General features: G+C 38.6%; 9 protein-coding genes. 5 read left to right on the plus strand and 4 right to left on the minus strand.

Annotation, left to right across the window (positions count from 1 at the left end):
• Together gltB and I6F65_RS11630 are read right to left on the minus strand one after the other, a co-directional pair.
• On the minus strand, positions 1 to 4,458 hold the full coding sequence (gltB, locus tag I6F65_RS11625; RefSeq protein ID WP_166110757.1) for a glutamate synthase large subunit: 4,458 nt from the start codon (positions 4,456 to 4,458) through the stop codon (positions 1 to 3).
• 1,321 nt (positions 4,459 to 5,779) lie between these two features.
• Entirely contained in the window at positions 5,780 to 6,118 is a 339-nt protein-coding gene (locus I6F65_RS11630; protein WP_004335359.1) for a Grx4 family monothiol glutaredoxin, read from the minus strand.
• Positions 6,119 to 6,384: 266 nt separating this feature from the next.
• Between I6F65_RS11630 and I6F65_RS11635 the strand changes: the two genes are divergently transcribed.
• The 4 genes from I6F65_RS11635 to I6F65_RS11650 all read left to right on the plus strand — a co-directional run bounded on the left by I6F65_RS11635 (position 6,385) and on the right by I6F65_RS11650 (position 11,948).
• Positions 6,385 to 6,966, plus strand: a complete 582-nt coding sequence (locus I6F65_RS11635) for a superoxide dismutase (protein ID WP_024611616.1) — start codon at positions 6,385 to 6,387, stop codon at positions 6,964 to 6,966.
• A 210-nt stretch (positions 6,967 to 7,176) separates the two neighbouring features.
• Positions 7,177 to 9,099, plus strand: a complete 1,923-nt coding sequence (locus tag I6F65_RS11640; protein ID WP_166110754.1) for a PrkA family serine protein kinase — start codon at positions 7,177 to 7,179, stop codon at positions 9,097 to 9,099.
• Positions 9,100 to 9,130: 31 nt separating this feature from the next.
• On the plus strand, positions 9,131 to 10,414 hold the full coding sequence (locus I6F65_RS11645; RefSeq protein WP_197112987.1) for a YeaH/YhbH family protein: 1,284 nt from the start codon (positions 9,131 to 9,133) through the stop codon (positions 10,412 to 10,414).
• Positions 10,415 to 10,433: 19 nt separating this feature from the next.
• Positions 10,434 to 11,948, plus strand: a complete 1,515-nt coding sequence (locus I6F65_RS11650; RefSeq protein ID WP_197112988.1) for a SpoVR family protein — start codon at positions 10,434 to 10,436, stop codon at positions 11,946 to 11,948.
• Between the two features lie 161 nt (positions 11,949 to 12,109).
• Here I6F65_RS11650 and I6F65_RS11655 read toward each other — a convergent pair whose 3' ends face one another.
• Together I6F65_RS11655 and I6F65_RS11660 are read right to left on the minus strand one after the other, a co-directional pair.
• Positions 12,110 to 13,081: a diguanylate cyclase gene (locus I6F65_RS11655; RefSeq protein WP_024611620.1), complete on the minus strand. Its 972-nt coding sequence runs from the start codon at positions 13,079 to 13,081 to the stop codon at positions 12,110 to 12,112.
• Positions 13,082 to 13,084: 3 nt separating this feature from the next.
• A complete protein-coding gene (locus I6F65_RS11660) occupies positions 13,085 to 14,089 on the minus strand; it encodes a response regulator (RefSeq protein ID WP_024611621.1) in 1,005 nt (334 codons plus the stop codon).
• Positions 14,090 to 14,319: 230 nt separating this feature from the next.
• Between I6F65_RS11660 and tpx the strand changes: the two genes are divergently transcribed.
• Positions 14,320 to 14,901 (plus strand): thiol peroxidase, encoded by a 582-nt coding sequence (gene tpx / locus I6F65_RS11665; protein ID WP_024611622.1) that lies wholly within the window; start codon positions 14,320 to 14,322, stop codon positions 14,899 to 14,901.
• The last annotated feature ends 149 nt before the right edge of the window (positions 14,902 to 15,050 follow it).

Genomic DNA, 15,050 nt, shown 5'->3' on the forward strand with positions numbered 1-15,050 from the left:
TTATTGCGCTTGAACACGTAGTTCAGCGCTACTGCGAGCGCGATGCCCGAGTAAACTTTTTACATCACTTGAAATTGGCTTAACTAATTTAAACATAGGTAAATACAATTCAAAGTTAGCTAAAATACTTTCTGCTCTACATGAACCGGTAAGCTCTAAATGCTCAGCTATTAATCCACGTAAATGCTCTTGATGCGATGTTAATTCGTCTAGCGTTACTATTTCGACAAGCTCTGGGTTAATGCGTTTTTCAAAATCGTTTCGCTCATCTAAAATATAAGCAAAACCACCGGTCATACCTGCGCCAAAATTAACGCCTACATTACCCAGTACACACACAACGCCGCCGGTCATGTATTCACAACCATTATCGCCAACACCCTCTACAACCGCTTGCACGCCAGAGTTACGAACCGCAAAGCGCTCACCAGCACAACCTGCTGCAAATAGTTTCCCACCTGTAGCGCCATACAAACATGTATTACCAGCAATAGTTGCTTTATGGCTTTCGAACGATGAACCCAATGGTGGACGAATAACTAACTTACCACCCGCCATACCTTTGCCTACGTAATCGTTAGCATCGCCTACTAGTGTCATTTCAAGACCACCCGCATTCCACACACCAAATGATTGACCTGCAGTACCGTGTAGTTCAATTGCTACAGGATCAGCTGCCATACCTTGGTTGCCATGTTTATCAGCAATATAACCAGAAAGCATTGCACCAACCGATCTGTCGGTATTGCAAATACGACTCACAAGCGAAATACCGCTTGATGTGTCGATTGCCTCTTGTGCTTTAGCAAGCAAACTTTCGTTTAACTTACCTAAGTAATGCGAGCTATTTGGTGTACTGCAATAAAGTGTTTCACCCGTTGGGTTATTTGGTTGAGCTAAAACAGACGATAAATCAATTTTCTTCTGTTTTGCTGTTTTACCTTCAATTGCTTCTAGTAAATCTAAACGACCGATTAAATCAGTTAAGTTTACAACACCTAAGCTTGCCATGATTTCACGTGCTTCTTGCGCTATAAACTTAAAGTAGTTCATCGCCATTTCTGGTAAGCCGTGGTAATGCTTTTGACGCAACGTTTCATCTTGTGTTGCAACACCGGTCGCACAGTTATTTAAGTGGCAAATGCGTAAGTATTTACAACCAAGCGCAACCATTGGGCCTGTACCAAAGCCAAAGCTTTCTGCACCTAAAATTGCCGCTTTAATTATATCTAAACCTGTTTTTAAACCACCATCTGTTTGTAAACGAATACGATGACGTAGTCCGTTTTCAACAAGGGCTTGCTGCGTTTCGGCTAAACCAAGTTCCCATGGACTACCAGCATACTTAACCGAAGTAAGTGGGCTTGCACCTGTGCCGCCATCATAGCCAGAGATCGTAATTAAATCGGCATATGCTTTAGCAACACCCGTTGCAATTGTTCCTACACCGGGCTCTGAAACCAGTTTCACAGAAATTAGCGCTTTAGGGTTTACTTGTTTTAAATCGAAAATCAGCTGTGCTAAATCTTCAATTGAATAAATATCGTGATGTGGTGGTGGCGAAATTAACGTAACACCGGGAACCGAATAACGAAGTTTAGCAATGTATGGGGTTACTTTTTCACCCGGTAATTGACCGCCTTCGCCTGGTTTTGCACCTTGCGCTACTTTAATTTGAATAACATCGGCACTACGTAAGTAATGCGGCGTTACGCCAAATCGACCTGAAGCAACTTGTTTAATACGCGAGTTTTTCTCGGTACCATAACGAAGTTTATCTTCACCGCCTTCACCTGAGTTTGAACAACCGCCTAAGCGATTCATTGCAATTGCCAGTGCTTCATGAGCTTCTGGCGATAATGCACCAATACTCATTGCTGCTGAATCGAAACGCTTATATAGGTTTTCTGCAGGCTCTACATCATCGATGCTAATGCCTTGCTCTGGAATTTTAAGCGCAAGCATGTCACGTAAAGTGGCAATAGGACGCGTATTAACAAGTTTTGCATATTCACTGTAATCACTGTATTCACCAGAACGAACTGCTTTTTGCAGAGTTTGGATTACATCAGGATTATAAGCATGATACTCGCCACCATGTACGTACTTAAACAAGCCGCCGTGGCTTAATAATTTACGCTTGCTTAAAGCAAGTTTGTGTAAGCTTTGCTGATCGTCATCAAAATCTGTAAAGCAAGCGCCTTTAATTCGACTTGCAACACCTTTGAAGCACATTTCAACAATAGCATCAGATAGACCAACGGCTTCAAACAACATTGAACAACGATAAGATGCAACGGTACTTATGCCCATCTTAGACATAATTTTATACAAGCCTTTATTGATAGCTTTACGGTACGCAAGAGTTACCTCGCAGTACGACTTATCAATAATTTTGTTATCGCTCATTGCTACAAGTGATTCATAAGCAAGATACGGATAAATTGCTGTTGCACCAAAACCTAGTAACACAGCAAATTGATGCGCATCGCGCACACTCGCTGTTTCAATAATAATATTTGATTCACAACGTAAATTGTTATCTACAAGACGATTTTGTACAGCGCCTACAGCCATTGCCGCAGGGATTGGTAAATTCGTTTCATCAAAATTACGGTCTGTTAAAATAAGCATGATACAACCAGCGGCTGCTTTTTCTTGAGCTTGGTCACAAATACGCGTAACCGCGTTTTCTAAGCCTTCTTCAACTGTATAGGTAATATCAATTTTACAGTAGCTGTAATGCGCTTCATCAGCATTAAGTAACTGCTGCATGTCTGCGTACATTAAAATAGGTGTATCAAACTGTAAACGCTTAGCATGACCTGTTGTTTCATTGAATACGTTTTGCTCACTACCAATACAGGTAGCAAGTGACATCACGTGATTTTCACGCAATGGATCGATCGGTGGATTGGTTACTTGCGCAAATTTTTGACGGAAATAGTCGTAAAGCGAACGGTGCCCTTCACTAAGCACTGCAAATGGCGTGTCATCACCCATTGAGCCAGTTGCTTCTTGACCATTTTCACCCATTACACGAATAACGCTATCGAGTTCTTCGTTGGTATAGCCAAACATTTTTTGGTACTTAACCAACGTTTCATCATCAAAAGAGCGATTACCGGCGTCTTGCTCAGTAAGTTCTTCAAATGGAACTAAACGTTTAACATTTTCTTCAAGCCATGATTTATAAGGATGGCGAGATTTCAAATCTTGATCGATTTCGTCAGAGTGCCAAATTTTGCCAAGCTTAGTATCGATTACTAAAAGCTCACCAGGTCCTACACGACCTTTTTCTACAACTTCATCGGCAGTGTAATCCCAAATACCCACTTCTGATGCGAGTGTAATAAAACCATCTTGTGTAATTACATAGCGCGCCGGACGAAGTCCGTTACGGTCTAGGTTACAAGCCGCAAAACGACCATCCGACATAACAATACCGGCAGGGCCATCCCATGGTTCCATGTGCATAGAGTTAAAATCGTAAAATGCACGTAAGTCGTCATCCATTGCACGATTTTTTTGCCATGCAGGCGGCACAAGCATACGCATAGCGCGGAATAAATCCATGCCACCAGCTAAAAATAGCTCAAGCATATTATCTAGGCTTGATGAATCAGAGCCTGTTTCATTTACAAACGGCGCTGCTGTTTGTAAGTCAGGAATAAGCGGTGACGCAAACTTATAAGAGCGCGCGCGTGCCCACTGACGGTTCCCTTCAATGGTATTAATTTCACCATTGTGTGCTAAATACCTAAACGGCTGAGCAAGTGGCCAACGTGGTTGTGTATTAGTAGAAAAACGCTGATGAAAAACACAAATCGCACTTGTCATACGAATATCAGCTAAATCTAAGTAAAAGTTCGGTAAATCTGCAGGCATCATTAAGCCTTTATAGATAGTTACCAACCCAGATAAACTTGCAATATAAAATGCTTCGTCATCAACAATGCGTTTTTCAGCACGGCGGCGTGCCACATATAAGCGACGTTCTAAATCTTTAGAACGCCAACCTTCTGGCGCGCTAACAAAAATTTGTTCAAACCCTGGTAGCTGCTGTACAGCGATAGGACCCAGCATTGAAGGATCGGTTGGGACTACACGCCAACCTAAAATATTTAACGTCTCTTTTTCTAATTCTTCGCTAAGTATTTGTTTTGCAGCTTGCGCTAAAACAGGGTCTGAATTTAAAAAAATCATACCCACTGCGTAGTTTTTACCTAAATGCCAATTATGTTCACTGGCAATAGCACGAAAAAAACTATCTGGTTTTTGTAATAACAAACCACAGCCATCGCCTGTTTTACCATCAGCAGATATACCGCCACGGTGCTGCATACGATCCAGCCCTGTAATAGCAGTACGTATAAGCCTATGACTAGCCTGACCATTAACTTGGGCAATTAAGCCAAAGCCACAATTTTCTTTTTCTAACTTTGAGTCGTATAACATAGACCCCTCCCCTTGCTGCACTGTTAGCGTGGATGAACTACTCGACGATTTGCTAACAGACGGACAAAACTAGCCTCTATCTTAAATAGAGTCAATAGCACTTTGAATACATATTCACATTCTTGAATATTTCTCACCTCATAGCAACATTTCTTTTTTATCATCAATTTTAACAATTAGCGCTATATTGGTCGTTATTTTTTCATAACACCGGTGTCAAGTTTAACATTTTGTAAAAACAAACACCCCTCAAGATACAGCTTACGTAAACGTAAAGCAGCACCCAAGTGAATAAATATTCAAAAAAACTAAAGTTATTCAGTTAACATTTAGATAGTTTTATGCTATTTACGAAGTTTTATGGTTTAACCTCTCTGCTTTTTGCCGCTCCTTTGTATAGTTATTAATATTTGTGGCATTTTTAGCCTCTTAATAATGAATTTTTATTTACCGATATATCTTTTATAAACATTATTTATGTTCGAGTACATGTTAAAAATCCAATCAAAGTATATTAAACATATAAATTTTAATTACTTATGATTTATTTTTTCCTACATTTATATGTTTTCTCTTAAGCAGCAGTACCCATAAAACTTATTTTTATCGTTATTAAAACAATGTAATGCCAATTAACTTAAATAAATGGTCTATTTTGAGGTAAGAAAACTTTGTCGATAACAAGGCAAAAATTTTTAACGCAGTTAGCGTCAGGTTTAACCCCTCAAATTGATTAAGCATTATTGTGGATTGGTATAAGTGTTGTGCTGGTTTTTTGATTATTTTATAAAAGGTGTAAATATTCGGTTTTAATAACAAGGACACTAATCAATAAGTAGCTAAGTAAAATTCTAGCTTACTAAATGATTTTTGATTAAAACTCGTTATATTGGGAAACTAACTTAATAAAAAAGGCATATCTGATAATTGAAAAAATTAGTAATAGTAGTACACGAAGACCTGCTGCCCTTTCAGGATTAAAATTTATTCTATCAAGGGGCGATTTAATCACGGCGCGAGGTTTGTAAACTAGTGGGGTCGGTAATTGCTTCTTCGTTACCCTACTGGCTTTAACCTCGAAAGATAAACAAGCCCTAGATAATGTATGCAAATTTTTAAAATAAAAAAAGATAGTTTAAAAGTGAGTCTATAAACAGCTACCTTAATTTGAACTCCTACTCTTTATAGTTAACCTGTTAGTAGATTTCTAACCCGAGTTAAAATTATTTAAAACAGTGTACATTCAAAACAACAAAGCCACTTAAAAAGTGGCTTTGTGTTTAAAGAGCTTGATAACCTGATAGCAGGTTGAGTAATAAAATTACTCTGCGTCAGCTTCTTTATATTTTGCAGCAGTTTCTGTAATTAACGGCTGTAATTCACCGCGTTGAAACATTTCTATAATAATGTCACAACCACCAACTAATTCGCCATCTACCCATAATTGCGGGAATGTTGGCCAATTTGCGTATGCTGGAAGCTCAGCACGAATGTCTGGATTAAGTAAAATATCAACGTATGCAAATGGTTCACCACATGACATTAACGCTTGCGATGCTTGTGAAGAAAAACCACAATTTGGTAATTTTGGTGACCCTTTCATAAAAAGGATTATTGGGTTTTCTGAAATTTGCTGTTTAATTTTATCAATGGTTTCCATCTACAACCTCAAAGTAACGATAGCTAAATATATTTAGGTCTTGAAAATAACTCATCGTGACCACAAATATATAACTTAATATGGGCAAATAAAGCCGCAATTGAAATAGTCTTTCGCAATAGCATTGCTGTTTGCTTAAACTTGAGTAAAATACTCAACAATTATAGTAACACTATATTACCGCTTGGTATAGGTAACTGGTCTGTTCCAACAGGCATTACGTATTACCAAATGGACTATCAACCAAAGAAGATGGAGATAAAAAAATGGCATTTGAACTACCGTCACTACCATATGCAATCGACGCACTTGAGCCACATATTTCAAAAGAAACACTAGAGTTTCACCATGGCAAACACCACAACACATACGTGGTTAAGCTTAATGGTTTAATCCCTGGTACTGAGTTTGAAAACAAATCTCTAGAAGAGATCGTATGTTCATCAGAAGGCGGCGTATTTAACAACGCAGCACAAATCTGGAACCATACTTTTTACTGGAACAGCTTATCTCCAAACGGCGGCGGCGAGCCTACTGGCGCAGTTGCTGATGCAATCAACGCTAAATGGGGTTCTTTTGATGCGTTTAAAGCTGCATTAAATGACAAAGCAGTAAATAACTTTGGTTCAAGCTGGACGTGGTTAGTTAAGCTTGCTGATGGTTCACTAGACATCGTTAATACATCTAACGCTGCTACACCATTAACTGATGATGGCGTTACTCCAATCCTTACAGTGGATTTATGGGAACACGCTTACTACATTGATTACCGTAACGTTCGTCCAGATTACCTTAAAGGTTTTTGGTCGCTTGTAAACTGGGAATTCGCGAACGCTAACTTCGCTTAATTAGCCTTTAAACGCTAATGTAAAAAAGACGCCTAGGCGTCTTTTTTTGTTTCTTATTTATCACTCCTAAACACCTTACTATTTAATAAAACACTTTTAGTAACATGATCTTTTTTCACTTAAATTTTTAATTTTATTGCACAAAAGTACACATTCGCGACTAGACTTTAAAAGGTAAGCACCTTTTTACAGCGGGTTTCGGAGGTTATTATGACGATTTTTGAGCATTACCAAGCACGATACGAAGCGGCACAGGAAGAAGAATACAGTATCGCTGAATTTCTTGAGATTTGTAAAACCGATAAGTCTGCCTACGCCAGCGCACCAGAACGCCTACTCATGGCAATTGGCGAACCAAACATGGTAGATACCGCAACGGATGCACGACTAAGCCGGTTATTTTCTAATAGAGTAGTTGCACGCTACCCAGCTTTTACTGATTTTTATGGTATGGAAGACGCCATTGAGCAAATAGTCTCTTATTTAAAACACGCCGCCCAAGGACTTGAAGAATGCAAGCAAGTGCTTTATTTGCTTGGACCTGTTGGGGGTGGTAAATCATCCATTGCTGAAAAACTCAAATATTTAATGCAACAAGTACCTATTTATTCAATTAAAGGCTCTCCGGTAAACGACCATCCTCTTGCATTATTTGACCCAATAGAGGACGCCGACGTACTAAAGCAAGAATACGGTATTAAACCGCGCTACTTAAAAACCATTATGTCGCCTTGGGCTGGCAAACGCTTAAAAGAATTCAATGGTGATATTAGCCAATTTAGAGTGGTTAAGCGCTACCCCTCAATTTTAAACCAAATAGGCATTGCCAAAACCGAACCTGGAGATGAAAACAACCAAGATATTTCGGCGCTAGTGGGTAAGGTCGATATTCGCCAGCTTGAGCACTTTGCCCAAAACGATCCTGATGCATACGCCTACTCTGGCTCTTTATGTTTAGCTAACCAAGGGCTGATGGAATTTGTAGAAATGTTTAAAGCACCTATTAAAGTGCTGCATCCTTTACTTACCGCAACCCAAGAAGGTAACTACAACGGCACAGAAGGCATTAGTGCCCTGCCCTTTAATGGCATGATCCTCGCTCACTCTAATGAATCTGAGTGGCAAACCTTTAAAAACAATAAAAACAACGAAGCATTTTTAGACCGTGTTTATATTGTAAAAGTACCTTACTGCTTACGTGTAACCGAAGAAATTAAAATTTACGACAAATTACTTGAGCACAGCGAGTTATACAACGCGCCATGTGCACCAGGTACACTTAAAACATTGGCGCAATTTACAACGCTATCACGTTTAAAAGAGCCAGAAAATTCAAGTATCTATTCAAAAATGCGGGTATACGATGGCGAGACTCTAAAAGACACCGATCCTAAAGCAAAATCGTATCAAGAGTATCGTGATTACGCAGGTGTTGATGAAGGTATGACGGGGCTCTCTACTCGCTTTGCGTTTAAAATTTTATCTCGTGTGTTTAACTTTGATACCACTGAGGTTGCTGCAAATCCGGTGCATTTGTTCTATGTGCTTGAGCAACAGATAGAGCGTGAGCAATTTTCAAGCGAAATAGAAGAGCGTTATTTAAGCTTTTTAAAAGGCTATTTAATTCCGCAATATGTAGAATTTATAGGTAAAGAACTGCAAACCGCCTATTTAGAATCGTATTCAGAATACGGACAAAACATTTTTGACCGTTATGTTATTTATGCAGACTTTTGGATACAAGACCAAGAATATCGCGACCCTGATACGGGACAACTATTTGACCGCGAGGCACTTAATGCCGAACTTGAAAAAATAGAAAAGCCAGCAGGTATTTCTAACCCTAAAGATTTTCGTAATGAAATAGTGAACTTTGTACTGCGTGCCCGTGCGCATAACAACGGTAAAAACCCACTATGGACAAGCTACGAAAAACTACGCACGGTGATTGAGAAAAAAATGTTCTCTAATACCGAAGATTTACTCCCTGTTATTTCGTTTAATACTAAAACATCTGCAGAGGATCAGCAAAAGCACGAAGACTTTGTGAACCGTATGGTCGAAAAAGGCTATACACAAAAACAAGTTCGCTTGCTTTCTGAGTGGTATTTACGGGTTAGAAAATCGCAATAACCTTCATAGTCGTAGTATATAGGAGGTCATAATGGCGCATTTTATAGATAGGCGTTTAAACGGAAAAAATAAAAGTACGCTTAATCGCCAGCGCTTTATTAGGCGCTATAAAAAGCAAATTAAAGAAGCGGTTTCAGATGCGATAAACAAACGCAGCGTTACCGATTCAAGCTCTGGTGAGAGTATTTCTATTCCACAACGCGATATCAGCGAACCTACCTTCCATCAAGGAAAAGGCGGTGATAGAGAGCAGGTTCATCCAGGTAACGATCAGTTTTCTACCGGCGACAAAATTGAGCGCCCCAAAGGCGGGCAAGGAGGCGGTGCCGGTGAAGGTGACGCCAGCGATTCAGGCGAGGGACAAGATGAGTTTGTATTTTCAATATCAAAAGACGAGTACCTTGATTTACTGTTTGAAGATCTAGAACTTCCTAACTTACAAGAAAACCAACTTGATAAGTTAGTGCAAATGAAAACCCACCGCGCCGGATTTTGTAGCGACGGCATGCCAAGCAATATTGATATTGTTCGCTCATTACAAGGATCACTTGCACGACGTGTGGCAATGAGCGCTGGTAAAAAACGCCGACTAGTTGAGCTTGAAAATCAACTTACTCTATTACTTAGTGAGCCACATAGCGATAATGCGGCAATTGCTTTATTGCAAAAAGAAATTGCAGCATTAAAACTACAAATTAAATCGGTCCCGTTTATCGATAACTACGATTTACGTTTTCGTAATTACGAAAAACGCCCTCACCCCACCAGCAAAGCGGTGATGTTTTGTATTATGGATGTGTCAGGCTCAATGGATCAGCCAACAAAAGACATGGCAAAACGGTTTTATATTTTGCTCTATCAATTTTTAACACGCAGCTATAAAGACATAGAAGTTGTTTATATTCGCCACCACACACAAGCAAAAGAAGTAGACGAGCAAGAGTTTTTTTATTCTCAAGAAACTGGCGGCACTATTGTTTCAAGCGCTCTTAAATTAATGAACGAAATAATAAAAGAGCGTTATCACGCAAACGAGTGGAATGTATACGCCGCACAAGCCTCTGATGGCGATAACTGGGCGGACGACACCCCGCAGTGTGGTGAAATTTTACGTAATAAGCTCTTAAGCGCAGTACGCTATTTTGCTTATATTGAAATAACCACTCGTGCTCATCAAAGCCTATGGCGCGAATATGAATCAATAACACACAGCCATAATAATTTCGCCATACAGCATATTCAAAGCGTTGAAGATATTTACCCAATTTTTAGGGAGCTATTTAAAAAAGGTCGTCAACAGCAAAACTCTGCATAGCCAAAAGCGAGGTAGCATTATGAATGATAAACGATTGAGTGATGGCCCAGATTGGACCTTTGGTTTATTAAATGAATATCAAAGTGAAATTGCCCGTGTTGCAGCTCACTATAGGTTAGATACCTATCCTAATCAAATTGAAGTGATAACCGCAGAGCAGATGATGGATGCTTATTCAAGCGTTGGCATGCCCATTGGCTACAGCCATTGGTCTTACGGTAAAAAGTTTATTCAAACCGAGCAAAATTATAAGCGCGGACAAATGGGTCTCGCTTACGAAATAGTGATAAATTCAGACCCTTGTATTGCGTACTTAATGGAAGAAAATACCTTACCTATGCAAGCGCTTGTAATGGCGCATGCATGTTACGGACATAACTCATTTTTTAAAGGTAATTACTTATTTAAAACCTGGACCGATGCTGGCTCAATTATTGATTACTTGGTATTTGCTAAAAACTACATAAGTCGCTGTGAAGAAAAGCACGGTATTACACAAGTAGAAGCTCTACTCGACTCATGTCATGCATTAATGAATTACGGAGTCGATCGCTACAAACGTCCACAACAAATATCGCTATTTGAAGAGCAAAAACGCCAACAAGAGCGCGAAGACTATCTTCAATCGCAAGTAAACGAACTATGGCGAACTATTCCTGAGCAACAGCAAGAAACCAAAAAGAAAGTCCGCCATTTCCCTTCTGAACCTCAAGAAAATATTTTGTATTTTATTGAAAAAAATGCCCCATTACTCGACTCTTGGCAACGTGAAGTGATACGTATTGTTCGTAAAATTTCGCAATACTTTTATCCACAAAAACAAACTCAAGTAATGAACGAAGGTTGGGCAACTTTTTGGCATTACACCATCCTTAATCACTTATACGATGAGGGAAAACTTACCGACTCTTTCATGTTAGAGTTTTTACAAAGCCATACCAACGTAGTTTATCAGCCACCTTATAACAGTAAGTATTATTCAGGCATTAACCCATATGCTTTAGGCTTTAATATGATGGTTGATATTCGCAGAATATGTGAGCACCCAACTGAAGAAGATAAACGCTGGTTTCCTGAATATGCAGGCAGTAATTGGCTAGATACACTGCATTTTGCAATGGAAAACTTTAAAGATGAGAGTTTTATTAGCCAGTTTTTATCGCCTAAGTTAATTCGTGATTTTAAATTATTTACTATTATTGATCATACTAATAACCCCCATTTAGAAATTGGCGCAATACATAACGACAACGGCTATAAAGCAGTAAGAGAAGCACTCTCAGCGCAGTACAACTTGAGTAATCATGAGCCCAACATTCAAGTATATGACGTTGATATTAGAGGTGACCGTTCACTAACCCTACGCTATGTACCCCATAACAATATTCCTTTAGCAAACTCGCACGAAGAAGTGCTTAAGCATCTTTACAGACTATGGGGCTTTAAGGTAAAACTAGAACAAGAGTCAAATTTTGATGAGGTCTCAATAATTGGTCAATGCCCAAAAGGTGACTCTCGCCATACAACAGAGTGAAAATATTGAATAGTAACAAGCACATTTATGTTGTTACTTTTAGTGTTGAAGAAACAAGCAATTTGTTATTTGATTATCGCCAGAAAAAGCTAACGGGTCATAACTGCTCGTTTCGAAGTGTTTGACACAAATTAGTAGAAAAATAATGTCTTTACTTAACCTTATTTCACCACTTCAATATCATCGTAAGCTGTTACTTTATTACGACCATTATTTTTAGAATAATAGAGCGCCTTATCAGCGGCCTCAATCCAACGTTCATGATCTTTAAATTCATTACTAAAACAGGCAAAGCCAATACTTACAGTCATATTAATTTCAAGATCTTTATATAAAACAGGTTTTGATTCAATTAATTGCCTTAAACGCTCTGCAAATATAGACGCACCTTCTTTATCTGTATCAAGTAAAGTAATTACAAATTCCTCGCCCCCGTAACGTCCCGCCATATCGGTTTCGCGTAGCGCTGAGCGTAATAACTTTGAAAGATGACGTAAAGCCTCATCTCCACAGCTATGACCGTATTCGTCATTTACTTTTTTAAAGTGATCAATATCAAAAATGAGTAAGGTACTGCAGCCTTCACTGCGTTTTGTACGTAAAAACTCCTGTCTTAGCGTACTCTCCCAATGACCTCTATTAGCCAATTGCGTTAAGCTGTCGGTTTGACTCACTTGTTCTAGCTTTTTATTTAAATCTTCCAGCTCTTTTTTATTAACCGCAATATCGGTTACATCATAAAGAATAATGCAAATATGACTAACCTCACCCATGGTATTTGTAAGAGGAATAAAAGTAGCATTTTGATACATATAATCTGCTTTACCCGTAATTGGGCGATAATTTTTAAAGCGAAATATATAAGGTTGCTGTTCCCAAATAGTAAATGAACGATTTTTTAATACAAATACTGACTCAGATTTACTTCTAAACCATTTTTCGTCTATTGCAGGGAATAAATCAAATAAATCTTTATCTTTTACCGCACTTGGTAGTAGTCCTGAATGGTTTTCCATAAAACCATTCCATACACATACCTTATAGTCCCTATCGAGTACCACAAGACCTACATCAACGGTATTAAACATATCCATTAACCAATGGATCTCAGTCATCTCTAAATCAGCAGCCATAACTCAATCTTCTAATAGGTAAGCAACTTTGTATTTCAAAGTTTTAAGTGAATCTTCAGTAAATAACAGCATAAGGTCACAATTTATATCGTGATTTTCTATGCCGTAGCTAATCTCAATAGCAAGCGTTCGCTGCCATCGAGGTTTATTCGCTCTTACTAATTCGGATACATCTCTATGTTGACCAAGTACTATGGGGTGACCTTGGCTAAACGACATATCAAGCTGCTTTGAAAGACCCGTTAAAATAGCCCCTATTAAAATGTTACTTATATCCATAAGTAATTCAAGCTCAACTTTATCGTTTAGCTCACCATCGTAATTCATTAAAGACGCAATTTCTTTAAAACTAGAATCATTTAATAATAATAATGCCTCACCTGATACACCACCACCAATAAAACCTTGGCAAACACCCGAAGTAGATGCATTACTATCAATAGAGCGCAGTGCCATATCAAGTTCACTCACCTCTAAAATATTTACATTCGGAATGGGGAGTTTTACAAATACATTAAGCAAGCGTGCGAGTAAGTCTCCTGCCTGCCCCATAGCCACGTTTGTAAGTTCTTGGTATATATCACGTACATCAGGGTCAACTTGCTCACCTAATGAATGAGAAAGGCGCTCACGCATAGCTTTATCTTTAATGCCATGGTGTTCAATTATGTTTGCTAGTTTTTCTGCCGAGCAAGGCTTTTGAATAAAATCGATTGCACCGAGTTCGAGCACTCGTTGGTGTGCACTCGGTTGTATATCACCAGAGACTACAACGGTAAGTATATTAAGTCCCTGCTCTTGCATAGCTATTAATACTTCATAACCATCCATTTCGGGCATATTTAAATCGAGGAAAAGGATCTCAGGTTGGATTGATTTTATTTGTCTAATACAGTCAACACCATCAAGCGCAAACTCAACTTTAATATCCCAATCGTCAGGCAAAGAGCGGGCTAACTGGCGCCTCGCTAATTTCGAATCATCACATATTAGTACTGATGTTGACATACTATCTCTCTATTTTTAAACCAGTTATAAATATCAAAGTTATATTGGTTTTATTTTTATTATTATTAAAGATATTGTTTATAACTATATGTTAATCAAAGTTTAACCCAGTTACAATTTTTAAATGACAGAACTAATAACTACTCCATTAGAACTACATAATCGCTTGGTTACTATGGCGCAGTATAATACACTGCCGCCTATTGCGTTAATTTAAAAGGAAATACCTTATGTTTCGTTCATTAGCTTTTGCCTTGAGTGTATTTTGCTCTGTGGCTGTAGCATCCGATATCCCTGAAAACACACTTGATGCAGGAAAAGTCTCAGCCCAAGGTAAACCTATAACTTTATTAGGTAAAGGTGTTTCTGTTGGTGATAGCGCGCCTAACTTTAAAGTTGTGAATGATGCGTTTACACCAGTTACACTTAATGACTATAAAGGACAAGCTATTTTAATTAGTGTTGTTCCAAGTTTAGATACTGGCATTTGCAGCTTGCAAACCAAGCATTTTAACGAAAAAGTGGCAAAACAGTTCCCCGCTGTGGCAATGTTAACAATCAGTGCTGATTTACCTTTCGCTCAAAAACGTTTTTGCAAAGCCGAAAATATCGACAAAGTAATTACTTTATCTGATTCTGTTTGGCGTGATTTTGGTCAAAACTATGGATTGATTATTAAAGATATGGGCTTACTAACGCGAGCTGTGCTTATTTTAGATGAAAGCCATAAAGTAGTTTATAAACAGTTAGTAGCTAGCCTTTCAACTGAACCAGAATACGATAGCATAATTGAGAAACTCAAAACGCTATAATGCCGATCAAGTAATGCTAATTAAGTAGTGCTAATTCATAGGTTAGACATTAAGAGATAATTGGATTCAGGCCGCATTTTAATCGTCCTTTTTCTTTATCTCTTTTTGGGTTCGCTCTTCGTGCATATTTTGACAAAAAAATGATAGTT

Origin of the sequence: Pseudoalteromonas sp. SWXJZ94C (genome assembly GCF_015864385.1) — a bacterium.
Classification (GTDB): domain Bacteria; phylum Pseudomonadota; class Gammaproteobacteria; order Enterobacterales; family Alteromonadaceae; genus Pseudoalteromonas.

What these genes read in the sequence shown, in the direction of transcription:
- gltB (WP_166110757.1), bottom strand. Translation starts at nt 4,458, where the DNA reads ATGTTATACGACTCAAAGTTAGAAAAAGAAAATTGTGGCTTTGGCTTA.
- I6F65_RS11630 (WP_004335359.1), bottom strand. Translation starts at nt 6,118, where the DNA reads ATGGAAACCATTGATAAAATTAAACAGCAAATTTCAGAAAACCCAATA.
- I6F65_RS11635 (WP_024611616.1), top strand. Translation starts at nt 6,385, where the DNA reads ATGGCATTTGAACTACCGTCACTACCATATGCAATCGACGCACTTGAG.
- I6F65_RS11640 (WP_166110754.1), top strand. Translation starts at nt 7,177, where the DNA reads ATGACGATTTTTGAGCATTACCAAGCACGATACGAAGCGGCACAGGAA.
- I6F65_RS11645 (WP_197112987.1), top strand. Translation starts at nt 9,131, where the DNA reads ATGGCGCATTTTATAGATAGGCGTTTAAACGGAAAAAATAAAAGTACG.
- I6F65_RS11650 (WP_197112988.1), top strand. Translation starts at nt 10,434, where the DNA reads ATGAATGATAAACGATTGAGTGATGGCCCAGATTGGACCTTTGGTTTA.
- I6F65_RS11655 (WP_024611620.1), bottom strand. Translation starts at nt 13,081, where the DNA reads ATGGCTGCTGATTTAGAGATGACTGAGATCCATTGGTTAATGGATATG.
- I6F65_RS11660 (WP_024611621.1), bottom strand. Translation starts at nt 14,089, where the DNA reads ATGTCAACATCAGTACTAATATGTGATGATTCGAAATTAGCGAGGCGC.
- tpx (WP_024611622.1), top strand. Translation starts at nt 14,320, where the DNA reads ATGTTTCGTTCATTAGCTTTTGCCTTGAGTGTATTTTGCTCTGTGGCT.